We start from the raw sequence: 16,380 nt of genomic DNA, 5'->3' as shown, positions 1-16,380 counted from the left end.
AGCGGCTCGCCACCGTCTGACGCTGCCGACCGGACGATGCATCGCCTGCTCCGCAATATCGGTTGGTTGCTGACCGGGCGCGGCCTCAATGCCGTTTTGAGCATCATCTACCTGGCGCTCGCTACGCGGACGCTGGGACTCGACCATTTCGGCTATTTCGCGATCATCCTCGCGCTGGGGCAAACGGTCACCGGGCTGGCCAATTTCCAGACCTGGCAATTCGTCGTGCGCTGGGGCGCGGATGAAGACGGACCCGCCGATGCGACGGGTTTTGCCATCGCGCTCGACCTGCTGTCGGTCGCGCTGGGCCTCGTGCTGGCAGCCGCGCTGGTGGGCAGCGCACCGCTCTGGCTGCCGCTGCCCGACGAGCTGATACCGGTCGCCTTCGGCTATTGCGTGATCTCGCTGCTGGCGATCCGCACCACTCCCACCGGCCTGCTGCGACTGCGCTTCGCCTATGCGCGCACCACCGCAGCCGAAGCGGTGCAGCCGGTGGTGCGCGCGGCGGGCGCGGCAGCTGCCGCAATCGCCATGCCGACCGTGACCGGCTTTGTCCTCGCCTGGGCCGCCGCAGAAATCGCGGTGGCCGTATCCTTGTGGATCGCGGCTGGCCGGCTCGAGCGGATCAACCTCTCGCGCATCAGCCTACGCCATATTCCGCGCGCGCATCCGGGAGCCTGGCGCTTCGTCTGGTCGACCAACATGTCGGGCAGCCTCAATGTCGGCGCCAAGCAAGTGCTGATCCTGCTCGTCGGCGCGATCGGCGGCGAAACCGCGGCGGGCGGCTACCGCGTTGCCAGCCAGCTGGGGCAGGCGCTCGTCAGCCTCGCGCAGACGGTCTCCAAGGCGATCTATCCCGAACTGGTCCATGCCCGGGAGACCGCGCATGACATGGCCCGGCGGATGGCCAATATCGCGCTGATCGCCGGCGTGCTGGCGGTGCTGGTAACGCTGTTCTTCGGGCGGACCGCGCTGGTCCTGATCGCGGGGCCCGAATTCCGCGTGTTCTGGACCATGGTGATCCTTGCGATCGCCGGCGCGATCGAACTGGTCGGGGCCAGTCTCGAATCGCTGCTGGTCAGCGCCGGCCGGGCAGGCACCGCCTTCCTGATCCGCGCGATCCCCACGATCATCGGTCTCACGCTGCTCGACGTGGCGATGGGCTGGAACGGGCTGAAGGGCGCAGCCTTCACCGTGATGGGTGCATCCGCGCTCTCGGTGCTCGGCTTCTGGGTGGCGGTGATCTCGCTCGCGCAGATCACGATCACCGTGAAACCCGCGCCCGAGCTGCCGCCCAAGGGCTAGCGAATCCCGAGCGCCTCCGCTTCGGCGCGCAATCGTGTTGCGGCGGAGGGGTTGGCCGCCACCGCATCGCTCAGCGCCTTGCGCGCGCGATCGGGCTGGCCCAGCGTGGCGCGCGACCGCATCAGCATCACCCAGCCGTCGAGGTTCGACGGATCGGCGACCAGCTTCTGTTCGAGGCTGGCGACCATGCCCTCGGCCATCTGGCGCTGCTCGCCCGGGGGTATTTGCGAGGCGGCGGCAAGCTGCGCCGCGTTCGGCCCGGGAATCGCGCCGGTTGCGGTCAGCCCCGCGCCCGCTGAGGCCGGAACCGCACGCGCCGCCTGCGCACGTTCGAGCCGCGGAGTGACCTCGAGCTTGTTGATCGTCGCCACCTGCTCGATCGTCCGTGCCAGATCGGCTTCCCACGGCGCGCCCGGCGGGGTGTCTTCGAGCAGGTCCAGCCACGCGGCGATCGCACCTTCGTGGTCGCCATCGAGATCGCGCTTTACGGCAAGGAAATAGCGCGCCCGCGGGTCCGCCGGATCGAGCGCGATCGCGCGGCGAAAGGCGGCCAGCGCTTCGGGCGGCAGCGGGTCGCGTTTGCTGTCCATCACCAGCGCCTCACCAAAGGCCGACCACAGCACTGCGGTGTCGGGTTCGAGCGCGGTGGCTTCGCGATAGGCCGTAGCCGCTGCACCGAATTCGCCGCGCCCGTAGCGGGTGAAGCCCAGTTCCTGCCATGCCGCGGCATCGCCGGGTTCTTCGGCGACGCGCGCCTCGAGCGCTTCAAGCGGAGTGGCTGCGGGCGATTCGTCCGTATCGGTATCTGCCCCGTCGAGCGCGCGATAGCCTACCGCTGCAAGGATGGCTGCCAGCGCCAGGCCGAACAGCAGCACGCCCCCGGTCACGCGGTTACCGGTCTTTTTCTCGCCCATCACATCCCCCTTGTAGGCTGGCTATCGCGGCTAGGGCCGACAAGCAATTGCCACCGCTCGAGTTTTGCCTATGATGCCGCCCCATAACAAAATACGGGTTCGCAAGCCTCCGGGGGGGATTGCGGTTTGGGCGATAGAGTTCGTGTTGCGATTGTAGGCTCCGGTCCCGCCGGGCTGAGCGCGGCTGCGCATGCGGCAGAGCGCGGCATGAGCCATGTGCTGCTCGAAAAGACCGACCATCTGTCGGACACCATCTACAAATACCAGAAGGGCAAGCACGTCATGGCGACGCCCAGCAATCTGGTGCTGCGCAGCGATCTGGATTTCGATGCCGGCAAGCGCGAGGTGATCCTCGACACCTGGGACCAGCAGGTGGCGGACGGCCAGGTCACAGTGCGCACCAATGCCGATGTCACCGGCATTGCGGGGCAGGCAGGCGCGTTCACGCTGACGCTGCAGGACGGCTCGACGGTCGAGGCCGAAGCGGTGGTGCTGGCGATCGGGACGCAGGGCAATCCCAATTTGCTCCGGCTGCCGGGTGGCGACCTGCCGCACGTCCAGTACCAGCTCGACGATCCCACCGAATATGTCGATGAACATATCACTGTGATCGGCTCGGGCGATGCGGGAATCGAGAACGCGCTCGGCCTCGCCGCCGACGAGGCGCAGGGCAATGTCGTCACCATCCTCAACCGCCGCGCCGATTTCGCGCGCGCCAAGGGTGCCAACGTCAAGCTGCTCGAAAAGGGCGAGGCCGACGGACGCATTTCGGTGCGCCGCGAAACCAGCCCGCTGGAAGTGCGCGCGGGTGAAATCGTGCTCGAAACGCGCGACGGGCAGGAAACCATACGCTGTGACCGGATCATCGCGCGCACCGGCTCGCAGCCGCCGCGTGCCTTCGTCGAAGGATGCGGCGTCGAGTTTGCAAGCGAGGATCGCACCGCCTTTCCCAAGCTTACTCCCAGCTTCGAGACCACGCAGCCGGGCATCCATGTGATCGGCGCGCTGGCGGGCTATCCGCTGATCAAGCACTGCATGAACCAGGGCTATGATGTCATCGAATTTCTCGATGGCAATACCGATCTCAAACCCGCCGACGAACCGATTCTGGCGGAGAAGTTCGCCGCGCTGCCGGGTGGCCGGACGGTCGACGACTGGCTCGAGGCGTTCCGCTCGCAAGTCGTCATCCTGCAGGAGCTGAGCCCGCTGCAGATGCGCGAGCTGATGCTCGACAGCCGGGTCCATGCCTATGACCGCGGCGAAGTGATCTTCACCCGCAACGAACCGGGGTCGTCGATGTTCGCGATTGCCGAGGGTTCGGTGCTGGTCGAGGTCAATCCCGAAGACAGTTCGATCACCGTGCCGATCGAAACCGGATCGATCTTTGGCGAGGTCGGGCTGATTTCGGGCCGCAAGCGCGGTTCCACCATCCGCGCTGCCGAACCCACGGTGGTGGTCGAATTCTCGCGCCTCGCCGCGCTCAAGCTGCTCGCCACCGCGCCCTCGGCCAATCGCGCAGTCAACCGCATCTCGATCGAGCGGCAGGTGCTGCAGATCTTCGGTGCGGGCCTGACCCCTGCCGACATCGCCGAGCTGGTCGAGGCGGCCGAGGTCGTCTCGGTCCCCGCGGGCGAAGTGGTGGTGGAGGAAGGCGCCGACGACAAGGACATCTATATCGTCCGCGTGGGGTCGATGGTGGTGGAGAAGGATCTGGGCGGCAAGCCGGTGTTCCTCTCCTACCTGCCCGCCGGGTCCTATTTCGGCGAAATGGCGGTGATCGACGGGTCCAAACGCTCCGCCAGCGTGCGCGCAGCGATCAAGAGCGAGGTGATCCGCTTCCCGGGCGAAATGTTCAACGCGCTGCTCGACGCCAAGCCCGACATCCGCACCCGCGCGCTCAAGGACATGGCGGCGCGGCGCGAGATCAACGACTTCGTCGAAAGCCGCAAGGCGAGCTTCGGCGGCGCAGTCGACATGTATTCGCAGACCGCGCAATTCCTCGTCGAGAACGGGCTTGGCGAAGCGACCGATGTGCTGCTGATCGACGAGAAGCTGTGCGTCGGCTGCGACAATTGCGAAAAGGCCTGCGCCGACAGCCATGATGGCCTCAGCCGGCTCGACCGCGAGGCGGGGCGGACCTATGCGCATCTGCACGTGCCGACCTCTTGCCGTCATTGCGAGCATCCGCACTGCATGGCCGATTGCCCGCCCAATGCCATCAAGCGCGGTCCCGATGGCGAGGTGGTGATCGACGAAACTTGCATCGGCTGCGGCAATTGCCAGCGCAACTGCCCCTATGGGGTGATCCGGATGGATGCCAAGCCGCCGCCCAAGCCGGGGCTGCTCAGCTGGCTATTGTTCGGCACCGGCCCCGGGCCCGGCGAAGCCAGCTATGCCTGGCGTACGCGCAAGGCCGCCGAAGTGGGTGAGACTGCCAAGCTGGCGATCAAATGCGACATGTGCAGCGGGATCGAGGGCGGCCCCGCCTGTGTGCGCGCCTGCCCGACTGGCGCGGCGATCCGGGTCAGCCCCGAACGCTTCCTCACCGTCGCGCGGCTCGAAGAAGGGGCCGACTGATGGCGAGCGTTTCGTCCAGCGACGATGCCACCGGCTATGCCGAGATCGAGCAGCGCCGTTCGGCCAGCCACGAAAGCTTCCTCGCGCACCGCGCCTATTACTGGGCGCGGGTGGCGGGTTTCCTCGGCCTGTTCGTGGTGCTCACCTATGTGCTGATCGACGTCGACCCGCGGCACAATGGCGGGAGCTGGTATGGCTATACGCTGGGCACGGTAGGCGCGGGACTGATCGTCTGGCTGGCGTGGCTGGGCATTCGCAAGCGGCGCCCGACACCGGGCAGCTGGAGCCTCAAGGCGTGGACCAGCGCGCATGTCTATCTCGGCCTGTCGCTGGTGATCATCGGCACGCTGCACACCGGTTTCCAACTGGGGTGGAACGTCCACACGCTCGCCTGGGTGCTGATGATGCTGGTGATCATCTCGGGCGCCTATGGCATCGCGGTCTATACCTCGCTGCCGCAGAACCTGTCGGAAAACCGCCGCGAGATGACGCGCGAACAGATGATCGAAAGCCTCGCAACGATCGACAAGCAATTGGAGGCCGCGGCGCAGCCGCTGTCGCGCGAGGATGCCGACCGGGTGATCGCCGCGCTCGAGCAGGATGTCTTCTCCGCCGGGATCGCCGCGCGGTTCCGCGGCTCGGGCCGCCGCGATGCAACGCGCACCGCGCTGGAACATATCTCGACCGGGCGCGCCTATGACGACGATGCGCATGACCTCGCGCAGCAGAAGGTCCGCTCGCTGCTAGGCAAGCGCGCCGCGCAGATCGACCAGATCCGCCGCCACATGCAGACCAAGGCGCTGCTCCAGATCTGGCTCTATGTCCATGTGCCGCTGACCATCGCGCTGCTCGCGGCGCTGACGGCGCATGTCGTCAGCGTGTTCTATTACTGGTGACGGACGGACCATGACATTCCTCATCCGCACCATCGACCTCACCGCCACCGGGCGCGAAATCGTGCGCGATCGCGTGGTCGAAGGCGACACGCTGGCAATCGGCCGCGCGACGACCAATGATGTGGTGGTCGCCGACCTCGCGGTCGAACAGCACCATATCTCGATCACCCGCACCGATCGCGGCCATCTGGCGATCGAGGCGGCGGGCAGTCGCGACTTCACCTTCGACGGGCACAAGCGCAGATCGGTGAGCATCGACCCGGCGGCGGGCGGCGCGCTGACGCTCGGGCTCTATACGCTGACCATCGGCCTCGAGGCGGACGGGCGCACGCTGGTCACAGTGACGCAGGAAGAGCGCGAGTTCGGCAATCGCGATGCCGTGCGCGGCTTCGATCTCGCCAGCGCCATGCCAAGCAAGCGCGCGGCGGCCTGGATCGGCGTGCTGGTGATCCTGATCGCCTTCCTCGCGGTGCCGATCTGGACCAATCTCACGCGCGAGGACAAGCAGCCCGGCGCACATGGCGTGGACCAGGTGGCATGGGACGATAGCTGGAGCACGGGCAAGCTCAGCCTCGCGCACCATTCGCTCGAGAACAATTGCGAGGCCTGCCACGTCGAGCCCTTCGTCTCGGTCCGCGACGAGACCTGCCTGTCGTGCCACGAGAATATCGGCGACCATGCCGAAATGGACCGGCTCGCCACTTCGCGCGGGCCGATGGGTACGGGCGACGCGCTGCTGTGGGACATCGCCCAGGCCTTCGGCAAGGAAGGCCCCGAAGCCTGCACCACTTGCCATACCGAGCATGAAAGCGCGGGGCGGATGGAGCCTGCCGCGCAGCAATTCTGCTCGAGCTGCCACGAGGCGATGGATACGCGGCTGGGCGATACCGCGCTTGGCAATGCGCATGATTTCGGCACCGACCACCCCGAGCTGCAGGCGCTGGTCTTCACCGAGGCTGGCAGCGATCGCACCGCACGCGTGACACTCGACGGCAAGGCGCGCGAGAACAGCGGGCTGCGCTTCCCGCATGACATGCATCTGTCGAGCACCAATGGCGTCGCACGGATGGCCGGGACGCTGCCCGAATATGGCGAAGCGCTGGTCTGCGCCGATTGCCACCGCCCCACCGCCGACCGCGTGGGCTTCCTGCCGGTGGAAATGGAGAGCGATTGCGAGAGCTGCCACAGCCTCGTCTACGACAAGGTCGGCGCGACTTTCCGATCCTTGCGCCATGGCGATGTGGCGCAGATGCGCGCCGACCTGATCGCGATGGACCGCGCGCCGCGCGAACCGATCACCAGCGGGTTGAGGCGCCCGGGCGAATTCAAGCGCGGCGGTCGCTATTTCCAGGATTTCGGCGCGCCTGCGCGCAATTATGTCGGCGTCGCTCGGGCGCTGTCCGAGGATGGCGTATGCGGCGAATGCCATATCCCGATCACGGTCGACGGGCAGCCAAGCGTGGTTCCGGTGTTCCAGCGCAGCCACTATTTCCTCAACGGAAGGTTCGACCACAAGGCGCATGAGCAGGAGGAATGCAGCAGCTGCCACGCTGCGGATACCTCCGCCAGCGCGACCGATCTGCTGCTGCCGACGCTGACCAGTTGCCGCGAGTGCCACCAGGGCGCGGACGCGGTCGCGGCGGATGTCCCGTCGACCTGCGCCATGTGCCACAGCTATCACCCGCCGACCTTCCAACGCCGCGAGGATGGGCCACAAAGCCCGGCACCCGATCGGGTCGCCCGCCTGTTGCGGCAGCGCGAGAGCAGCGAATGAGGGTCGGCGTGGCATCACGGGGAGAGACGCTTTGCTGATCGCTCAGATGACCGATGTCCATATCGGTTTCGATCCGGATGCACGTCCGGAAGAGCTCAACCGCATCCGCTTCGGCGCGGTGCTCGAACGGCTGGCGCAGATCCCGCACACGCTCGATTTCCTCGTGCTGTCGGGCGATCTCACCGACCATGGCGACCGCGACAGCTTTTCGAAGATCGCCGCGGTGCTGGCCGATGTCCCCTGCCCGATGCTGCCGCTGGTCGGCAATCACGACGACCGCGAAGAGCTGCTGCGCGCCTTTCCCGACACCCCCTGCGAAGGCGAGTTCCTACAATATGTGATCGAGCAGGACGGGTTGCGCATCATCTGCCTCGATACGTTTGAGCCGGGCCGTCACGGTGGGGCTTTCTGCGAAGCAAGGCGCGACTGGCTGCGCGCGGAGCTGGCGAAGGGCGGCGGCAAGCCCTGCGTCATCTTCATGCACCACCCGCCGATCGTCAGCGGCATCGACTGGATGGACCCCGCGCCGGACGAGCCGTGGATTGCCAATTTCGCCGCCGCCGTCGACGGATACCAGGATACGATCCAGGCGATCCATTGCGGACATCTGCATCGCCGGGTCGCCGCGCGGTTCAAGGGCATCCCGCTGGGCATCACGCCGTCGGTCGCGCCGCTGGTGGCGCTCGACCTGCGACCGATCGACGAGCATGCGGCGGACAATCGCGCGCTGATCACCACCGAGCCGGCCAGCTATGCGCTGCATTACTGGGACGGCGAGGACCTCGTGACGCATTACGAAAGCTGCGGCGAATGGGAAGTGCTCGCGCATTACGGCGAGCATCTCAAACCGATGGTGCGCGAGATGAAGGCCGAACGCCGCTAGCCCTGTCGCGCGCCCGGTGCGACCGGGCTTACCGATCCTGGAAATGTGCTGGAGGACTCAGTCGCCCAGTGCCGCCCCGTCCCGGTCCAGCACTGGTCCGCGCCCGCCGACCCATGCGCCCATATCGGGCTCGTCCGAAACCTTCCAGGGCACGCCTGCGCGGGTGAGGAACAGCTTTTCCATCTCCTCGCGGTTGAACGGCCGTGATCCGAGGCGTCCGAAGACCGCCATCTGGCCGCCGGTTTCATCGACCCCGCGGTCGCGGTCGATCCCCTTGCTGAGCGAGCGCGCGGCCCCCTTGGTGCGCGCCCAGGCAATCAGTTCGGGTTTGGGCGCGGGGCTGAAGCCATAGAAATTCGGCTGGCTGTCGGGCGTGGTCAGCTGCAGCACCTTCAACCCGTTACGCCCATCGGCGACATAGGCGAACAGCGTGGCATTGGTCGAACCGACGATCACGTCCTCGGCATCGTTGAGCGTCCCGCCGAGCGTGACTTTTTGGTAGATGCGGGGCGATAACGGGCGCGTCACATCGAGGATCACCAGCCCGTCCTGCTTCGCCGCGACATAGGCGTAGGTGCGCGCGACATAGACCCGCTGCGCATTGGCCAGCGGCACCGTCGCCTGCGGCATGGCCACAGGATTGCGCATGTCGGTGACGTCGAACAGCTTCACCCCCTCGGCATCGGTGACCCAGAGATAACGGAACTGGATGGTCGAGGCGCGGGCGTCGGTGAGTTCGCGCACCGCCATCAGCTGCGGGTTGTCCGGCGTGGCCAGATCGACCACCACCAGCCCGGCATCGGCAGTGATGAAGGCGATGTCACCCGCCAGCGTCACATGCCGCGCGCCCGTCAGCACACCATCGGGGTTCCACGCAGTGCCGCCATCAACGAACCGCGTGCGCTCGAGCTGGTTGTTGCGGAACTCGCCGTCGGCCATCGTCACGACATCGACCAGCACCAGCCCTTCGACCGCATCGGTGACCACCGCATAGTCGTAGATCGGCTTCATCGGCTGCTCCTCGTTAACCTGGAGCAGCGTCATCGGCGTACCATCGGCATTGAGCACCGGATTGCCCGCGGCATCCTTGACCGGGGTCGCGGCCATCGCGCGGTTGCGGTCGGGCCGGACCGGCTGGGTGGTCGCCAGTGCCATGCAGGTGGCGTTCTTCGTCTTCACATGCGTGTCATGCCCCATCGCGCTGAACGGCGCGGTGAGGATGCGTTCGGAGACGCCCTTGTTGGCGATCGAGGCGACATCGTAGACGCGGAAGCCGCCCTTTCCTTCGGCGATGAACATATATTCGCCGCGCAATTGCAGGCAGCCGACGCCATCGCGCGTGCCTTCATGGACATTGGCGAACTGCTCGAACGGCTTGGTCTCGCCGCTGGCGTCGCCATCGAAGGTCTGGCCGCGGATCCAGTCCTTCAGTTCGCGATCATTGTCCTCGACATGCATGCGCCAGTAGTCGGGATAGGCGTATTTGTGCAGGTAACTGCCCAGCACGGTCTGTGGCTCGTCCCATTCGGTCACGCGCACCGCCTCGAACCCGGTATCGAGCCCGACCCAGGCGTTGAGCCCGACGAAATTGACGAAATTGGTGCCGAGCAGCAGCAGCTGGCTCATGATCGCATTGTTATCGTCCTCCGCCGACAGATGGCAGTCGGTGCAGGTCTTGGTCTCGGTCAGCCGCACCGTATGCGGGAAATGCGGCGCAAAGGCCTGGCTTGAATAGCCCGAGGCCGAGACTGGTGGCTGCTGCACATAGATCCGCTCGCGATTGATATTGGTCGAGGACAGCACGAGCGCGCTGGTCGACCGGATCGGGGCGACCTGGTTGCCCTTGGTGGTCTGGTGGCGGCCAAGCTGGAACATCTGGTCGCGCGCGACCTGCGGATTGTAGGTCGCGAAATTGCGCGTTTCCTCGGTGCCGTAATGGTGCGACTTGGTCTTCCAGTTCGCCTCGATCGGCAGATGGCACCCGCCGCAGCTGGTGGTCCATGACAAGTGGCAGGTGAAACAGGCCATTTCCTCGGTGCCATGCGCGCGGTCTTCGGGCGCGATGCCGGTGCCGAATTCGAACAATCCGGTTTCCGCGCCATTCTTGCTCATCAGCTTGGCGCGTGCGGCCTTGGCATTGAAGTCATGCGAGACAGGATCGACGCTGTCGCGCACGAGACTGACTTTCCATTCAAGCTCGGGATCGACGATCGAACGCTGGACGAGCACTCGCTGCCCATCGTCGCCGTAAGTCCATTCGAACCGGCGCTTGCCATCGGGATTGCGCAGCAGCGAGAGGTCGTTGCCCTTGGGCGGCGCGGCGGGGCCGCTGGTCAGCAGCGTGGGATAGGCATCGGGCGTGCCGTGGCAATCCTTGCAGCCGATCTCCACCGCATTGGCCACCTCGGCATAGATCAGCCCGTTGCCGTGGCTGTCCTGCGCGAAATGGCAATCGGCGCATTGCAGGCCCTTTTCGGCATGGATGTCCATCATATGGACGGTCTTGCCCGGATTGGTGCCGGGCTCGACGAACTTGCCCTCACCCTCGCGGCGCCATTTTTCCGGATCGTCGGGCGGGACGATGTTGTCGTCCTTGTCGAGCAGATTGCCTTCGCGGTCGCGTTTCAGGATCGCGCGGAAGTTCCACCCATGCCCGTGATAATCGGCGAACTGGGTGTCCTTGAGCTCGGGATTGAGATCGTAGACATTGCGCAGGAAATCGAGATCGGCCCACTTGCCCTTGGGTGCGGCAGCCTCGGGATTGCGATCGAGCACCGCGTGCACTTCGGCGGCGGTGGGGTATTTCTGCTCCTTGGGCCACATATGCGGCGCGTCGCTCTCGTAATCCCACATCGTGTAGCCGAGGTAGGAATTCAGGAAGATGTTGGGCTGGTGCATGTGGCAGTTCATGCATTGCGCGGTCGGGATCGACCGGGTGAAAGTATGCCGGATCGGGTGACCGCGTTCCTTGTCCGCGCCATCGCTATTCTGATCGAGCGCTTGCTCGTCATGCCCTGGCTGCTTGACCGCACCATGGCTCCCGTCATCGCTCGCGCCGTGACCCCCGCCATGGCCATCATCATGCGCGCCTTCATAGAGGCCCGCGATGGTCGGATCGACGGTCGCGCTCTGCCCGTCGCGGCCAAATTGCGCATAAGTCAGCGAATGGCGCGGTTCGCGGTCGTTGGCATAGACCACATGGCAGCTCGCGCAGCCCGAATGGCGATAATCGCCCGGCTGGTCGTTGGTCCCCATGAACCACATGAAGGGATCGTTGAGGCGGGTCTTGTGAATGTTGAGCACGGGAATCGCGACGCGCAGGCCGGTGCCCGCGCCGCGGTTGGACTGCTTGAGATCGGGCCGCCCGGGTTCCTCCAATCGCTGGATCAGCCCGGTGGGATTGGGAATGCCAACCTCGGGAAACTGGCTGGCGACATTGCGCCCGCCGCGTTCGAACACGCGGAACACGTCACCCGGCGGGATCACATGCCAGGTCGGCAGCGGATAGAGCGCCGCCAGTGCGCCGCGCGCCTCCTGGTTGTCGGTCACGGTGGCTACCGGCGCGCCGGGGCTCTCGATCTTCGCCGGCTCACCCTCGCGCGTGTAAGCCTCGCCGAGGATGTAGCGTTTGAAGGGCAGGATACCGTTATTGTAGGATGCACCGCCCCACAGCATCGCGCCGGTCGCCATAATCGAGCGTTCGGAGGCCTCGATGGTCTCGATATGACAGGCGCCGCAGGCTTCGCGCACCACGCGATAATCGCTCGGGTTGACGAAGCGGACGAAGACCGGGTCTTCCTTGTTCAGCAGGCCATAGCTGCGCTTGGGATTGGCGGAAGACGGCCAGTGCCAGCTCTCGGGATATTTGGGCAGCACATGCGCCGCATCGCGCGCGGCGGTATAGGCGGGGTCGTCATGCGGCAGCTCGCTGTCGCCGAAGACTTCCGCATTGCCGCCGTGGCAATCGATGCAGCCCAGCCGCACGGCGGGCGTTTCGTGCATCGTCGATTGGTCGGTGCGGACATGGCAGGAAACGCAGCCCGCCGATTTCGCCGCCATCTGCGCCTCGGTCTGGACGCGCGGCGCAGGCGCGGCGGTGACGAGGCTGTAGTCGCGCTTGACGGGGTTTTCCTTCTCCGCCGCGCGCAGGCCCACGGCCCCGGCGAGAAGCATGACCGCAATAGCCAGCAGGAGGCGGGAAAGACTGCGCATCAGTAGGTCAGCACCGCGTTGGCGAGCACCGAATAATAGGCACGCGGATTGCCGAGCGAGGTGAACAGGTCGTCGAAACCGTCACCGGAAATCAGCGTCGCTGCGGAGAGGCGGAAAACGATGTTCTGCGTCGCCTTGGGCCGCCAGATCGCTGCGGCGGACAGGTCCCAGCCAATCGCCTTGGGGATCGAGCCTTCGTTGCGCAGCGCCTGCAGCGTGGCCGTGTTCTCGAACCACAAATGGTTGGCATTGCCGGAAAGGCGAAACTCGGGCGTGATGTCGAAATCGGCGCCGGCGCCCAGCAGCATCAGCCCGGGATTGTTGAAATTGGACTGCCCCTGCTCTTTCGAACTGCGCAGCGAATTGAGGATGCCATTGCGCCCGTTGACGCTGATCGCGCGGCCGCCGCCGGCAAAGGGAATCGTCTGGCGGATCCAGTAGGACGTATCGGCCCCGGCAAAGACCGGATTTTCGAAGATCGCGTCATAGCCGGTCTCGACATCGTCATAGGGATCGCCGTCGCCGCTGCCATAGGCGGCGGACAGGCGGAAGCGGATCCAGTCGCGGTCATAGCTCGCCTCGAGCGCGGCGAAATAGGCGCTGATGTCCGCCGGCTGATCGGTGAAGAAGGAATTGCGGTCCTCACCAAAGGCGTAATAGGCGCTACCCGTCAGATTGATCCGCCCGATCCGCCCATCGGCATTGTAGCCGATGTAGAAAACATCGTAATCGCGCCCGCGCAGCGATCCCAGCAGCGCCGGTCGCACGGGGAAGCCATTGTCGTCGATCTGGACGTCTTGGGCTTCGCGATTTGCATTCCACACGAAGGTCAGCTGGCTGGTCAGCGCGGGGATCAGGAAATCCTGCCGGTAGGCGTTGACGTAGAAGACGAAATCGTCGCGCGGCGTCTGCAGCACCGCATTGAGCCCGCTGTTGGTGTCCTTCTCCAGCCGCCAGAAGCCGCCGAAATTGTACTGGAAGCGGTTGTTGTCGCGAGTCCCGAAAAAGCGCACGCCCAACTGGTTGTCGTTGAACAGGAACCCGCGAAAATCGGCCTGGAACGGCTGGATACCGATCCGCACGCTATCGAAATCATAGCGGTCGGAGACATTGCGGAAGTGATAGTCGAAGAAGGCCTCCTGCACGCCGACAAAGTGGTCGAAACGATGCGAGGGCTTACTCGGTTCGACGAACAGCACGCGCCGCTCGGGCACATCGACATAATTGAGATTGGCCGCCAGCGTGACGCGGTATTCGACATCGGGCGGCTTGTAGGCGGTGCTGCCCTTGAGCAGCGCGGCGCCGACGATGAAGCTCTGCGACAGGACGTAGCTGGTGTCCTTGCCGAAGACGTCGATGCTGTCGGGCCGCTCGGTCGTCTGCACTCCCACGGGGATGGGGAAGGTGCGCGGTTCGAACACCGTGTCGCTTATCGCATTGACGATGAAGAACCAGTCGTCGCCGGTAATCGGCAGCCACGGCACCTTATCCGGATTGATCGGCCGGTCGCCCTTGTAGGTGTTCTGGTTATAGGGGTCCCACCAGCGTTCGGTCACGAGGCCGAGGCTTTCGACCAGCCGCCAGCGGTCGAGGATCGGGACCTGGTCGACCGGGAACGCCTCGGGCGGCGGCGCGCGCACCGCGCCCTCATTGGTCTGCGACACCGGATCGGGCAGCGGCTCGGTATAATCGGGACGGCGGCGGCCATCGATGATTGCAGGGTCGACCGCTGCGGGTTCGCCCGGTTCGGGATTGACCACCGGCGGCGCTTCGGCAGGTGCGGGCTCGGGCGGCAGTTCCGCCTGGGCAGCGAGCAACAAAGCCAAGGGGGTGAGCGCGGCCGCCGCCATCACAGCCCCTCGCAAACATTCTGGCGGGGATCGTCGAGGAACGGCGCGAAGGGGCAATTGACGTAGCGCAGCCGCACGTTGCGTCCGTTGACATTGACCACGATCCGGTCGGCGCGGATTTCGAAGCGCGCATTGCCGATACCGCCCGCGCGCTGCCCGCCATTATGCAGGCCGAGGAAGCTGACCATATCGTCCTGGTCGATCCCGTCGCCCGACACCCCGATGCCGCCGACGAGTTGGTCTCCGCGATAGATCGGTACCGAGCCGGGGAATATCTGGATGCCATTGGCCAGCCGCTTCCCGCCGCCGGGCGCATCGGGCACCTGCGTGCAGCCGCGCGGCGTATCGGGGCTGGTCCCGCCCGAGATCACGAAGCCGAGATGCTGGACGAGATTGGGAACGATCAGCTCGGTCTGCAGCCCGGTCATGAATGGGCTGAACTGGCCCGGTCGTTCGACCGAGAGCGGGCCGGCGACATCGCCCACCTCCCCATCGGGGAAATAGGGCCGCGACAGATTGCCGCCCGACCGATCGGCAAAGGCGAAGGTTCCGGTTAGCGCATTCGCATCGCCGAGGAAGCTGCGCACCCGCTGTACATAGCGCGCGGCTGCCGGCCCGGCGGCCTGCAATTGCGCCGCCGCGACACGGTTCGAGAAGAACGCCGCGGTGCGCGCCTTTTGCAGCGAAACATCGGTGCCGAAGATCGGCCCGTCGGGCGAACGCACGATGCCGAGCACCGCGCCATGCGTATCGACGACGCTGATGGACGCCTGCATCCGGCTGTCGAGCGGGCGGCGGATCTGCGCGCGCGCGCGGCTGAGGACGGTGAATGCCTCCTCCATCGTCGCGCGCACTTCGGCCGCGCTCAGCGGATTGGCGATGCTTGCGCTGTCGGTCCCCGCGCGGATCGGGAAGCGCGGTGTTCCTGCCGCGTCGACCAGCACATAGGCATCGCGATTGGCAAACTCGCCCGCAGTGCTGCGGCGGATGCCCGAGGCATTGGTGCCATAGGCGGTCCCCGCGCGGATCGAGCCGTTATTGTAGCCGAACACCGGCACCAGCGTACCGAAGGGGCCGTTGACCGCGCCGAAACTGCGCTGCAGCGGCCCCAAATCGCTGGCCGCGATATCGCTATAACGCAGGCTGGTCCCGTCGACCGGGATCCGGTCCGCCTCGATTTCGCGCGGCGGGGTGAACCCCTGAGTCCCCGCAAGTGCGGCGAATTCCTCGGCGGCGCGGTCCACATCGATCGTATCGGGATCGAAGCCGTAATTGCCGTCGCCGGCAACGCCGATACCGCCGACCACGACGCCGTCCTTGTAGAGCGGAAAACCGCCCGGATCGGCGGCCAGCCCCAGCGGCGAGCGCTGCGGGCCGATCATCCCGTCGCTCATCCGCGCGGACAAGTCCGAACAGGGCAGCTGGCTGAACTGCACGCCGAACAGCGGCCCGCTTTCAAGCCCCACGGTCGAGGCGGCGGGCGGGAAATGCTCCTGCACGATCTGGCTTGCGGTGCGGGTCGAAAAGGCATTGCCCCCGCTTGAGAGATAGGCCCCGGTGATCGCCTTGGCGATGGCGGCGGCGGCGGTAGGCACCTGGACGCCCTGCAGCCCGACCTCGTCACCCGGCGCGGCGCGCCCGGCGATCGTGCGCCGGCTGATGCGGGTGTTACCGGGCGTGCCGGTCATGGCGAAGACGCCGAGGACATTGCCGACGCGGTCGACCACCGCGACGGTGGCGGGGAGGCCGCGTGCCTGCGCCTCGCCCACGGCCTGCGCGATGATCTGCTGGACATCGCCGGCCGACAGCGCGCGCTGCGCCGGATCGGTAAACAGCCTGCCCCCGGTGGTCGGCGTCGGACTGGGTGTGGGAGTGGCGGTGCCGCCCCCGCCGCCGCCCGCCGAACCCCCGTCGCCGCCGCAGGATGCCAGGACCAGGGCGAGGGCACCGGTCATACAGCCAAGGGCGC

9 protein-coding genes are annotated in these 16,380 nt (G+C 66.0%); 5 read left to right on the top strand and 4 right to left on the bottom strand.

The features are described from left to right. Positions 1-36 precede the first annotated feature (36 nt). Entirely contained in the window at positions 37-1,305 is a 1,269-nt protein-coding gene (locus N6L26_RS13250; protein WP_263606024.1) for a lipopolysaccharide biosynthesis protein, read from the top strand. On the opposite strand, the gene N6L26_RS13245 is transcribed toward N6L26_RS13250, so the two are convergent. Next, entirely contained in the window at positions 1,302-2,219 is a 918-nt protein-coding gene (locus N6L26_RS13245) for a tetratricopeptide repeat protein (protein ID WP_263606023.1), read from the bottom strand. The two genes, N6L26_RS13250 and N6L26_RS13245, sit on opposite strands and share 4 nt — an antisense overlap. 126 nt (positions 2,220-2,345) lie before the next feature. On the opposite strand from N6L26_RS13245, the gene N6L26_RS13240 reads away from it, so the two are divergent. The 4 genes from N6L26_RS13240 to N6L26_RS13225 are packed head-to-tail and all read left to right on the top strand — an operon-like array spanning position 2,346 to position 8,349. After that, positions 2,346-4,796, top strand: a complete 2,451-nt coding sequence (locus N6L26_RS13240) for a cyclic nucleotide-binding domain-containing protein (RefSeq protein WP_263606022.1) — start codon at positions 2,346-2,348, stop codon at positions 4,794-4,796. Next, complete coding sequence (locus N6L26_RS13235; protein ID WP_263606021.1) at positions 4,796-5,692, top strand: hypothetical protein; 897 nt, start codon at positions 4,796-4,798, stop codon at positions 5,690-5,692. Before N6L26_RS13240 ends, N6L26_RS13235 begins: the two co-directional genes overlap by 1 nt. Before the next feature lie 10 nt (positions 5,693-5,702). Continuing rightward, on the top strand, positions 5,703-7,466 hold the full coding sequence (locus N6L26_RS13230) for a cytochrome c3 family protein (RefSeq protein WP_263606020.1): 1,764 nt from the start codon (positions 5,703-5,705) through the stop codon (positions 7,464-7,466). Positions 7,467-7,497: 31 nt separating this feature from the next. Beyond that, on the top strand, positions 7,498-8,349 hold the full coding sequence (locus N6L26_RS13225) for a metallophosphoesterase (RefSeq protein ID WP_263606019.1): 852 nt from the start codon (positions 7,498-7,500) through the stop codon (positions 8,347-8,349). Between the two features lie 57 nt (positions 8,350-8,406). On the opposite strand, the gene N6L26_RS13220 is transcribed toward N6L26_RS13225, so the two are convergent. The 3 genes from N6L26_RS13220 to N6L26_RS13210 are packed head-to-tail and all read right to left on the bottom strand — an operon-like array spanning position 8,407 to position 16,366. Beyond that, positions 8,407-12,561 carry a multiheme c-type cytochrome gene (locus N6L26_RS13220; protein ID WP_263606018.1) on the bottom strand — a complete coding sequence of 1,385 codons (4,155 nt, stop codon included), beginning with the start codon at positions 12,559-12,561 and terminating at the stop codon, positions 8,407-8,409. Continuing rightward, a complete protein-coding gene (locus tag N6L26_RS13215; protein WP_263606017.1) occupies positions 12,561-14,411 on the bottom strand; it encodes a hypothetical protein in 1,851 nt (616 codons plus the stop codon). The genes N6L26_RS13220 and N6L26_RS13215 overlap by 1 nt, the downstream gene beginning before the upstream one ends. After that, complete coding sequence (locus N6L26_RS13210) at positions 14,411-16,366, bottom strand: heme-binding protein (protein WP_263606016.1); 1,956 nt, start codon at positions 16,364-16,366, stop codon at positions 14,411-14,413. Before N6L26_RS13210 ends, N6L26_RS13215 begins: the two co-directional genes overlap by 1 nt. Positions 16,367-16,380: the final 14 nt, after the last annotated feature.

It is taken from the genome of Qipengyuania sp. SS22, from assembly GCF_025736935.1.
Lineage (GTDB): Bacteria > Pseudomonadota > Alphaproteobacteria > Sphingomonadales > Sphingomonadaceae > Qipengyuania.
The sequence above is the reverse complement of the archived record's forward strand: the minus strand, read 5'-3'. Positions and strand labels throughout refer to the sequence as shown.

Coding starts and splice junctions, on each gene's coding strand:
- N6L26_RS13250 (WP_263606024.1), top strand. CDS start 37: ATGCATCGCCTGCTCCGCAATATCGGTTGGTTGCTGACCGGGCGCGGC.
- N6L26_RS13245 (WP_263606023.1), bottom strand. CDS start 2,219: ATGGGCGAGAAAAAGACCGGTAACCGCGTGACCGGGGGCGTGCTGCTG.
- N6L26_RS13235 (WP_263606021.1), top strand. CDS start 4,796: ATGGCGAGCGTTTCGTCCAGCGACGATGCCACCGGCTATGCCGAGATC.
- N6L26_RS13230 (WP_263606020.1), top strand. CDS start 5,703: ATGACATTCCTCATCCGCACCATCGACCTCACCGCCACCGGGCGCGAA.
- N6L26_RS13220 (WP_263606018.1), bottom strand. CDS start 12,561: ATGCGCAGTCTTTCCCGCCTCCTGCTGGCTATTGCGGTCATGCTTCTC.
- N6L26_RS13215 (WP_263606017.1), bottom strand. CDS start 14,411: ATGGCGGCGGCCGCGCTCACCCCCTTGGCTTTGTTGCTCGCTGCCCAG.
- N6L26_RS13210 (WP_263606016.1), bottom strand. CDS start 16,366: ATGACCGGTGCCCTCGCCCTGGTCCTGGCATCCTGCGGCGGCGACGGG.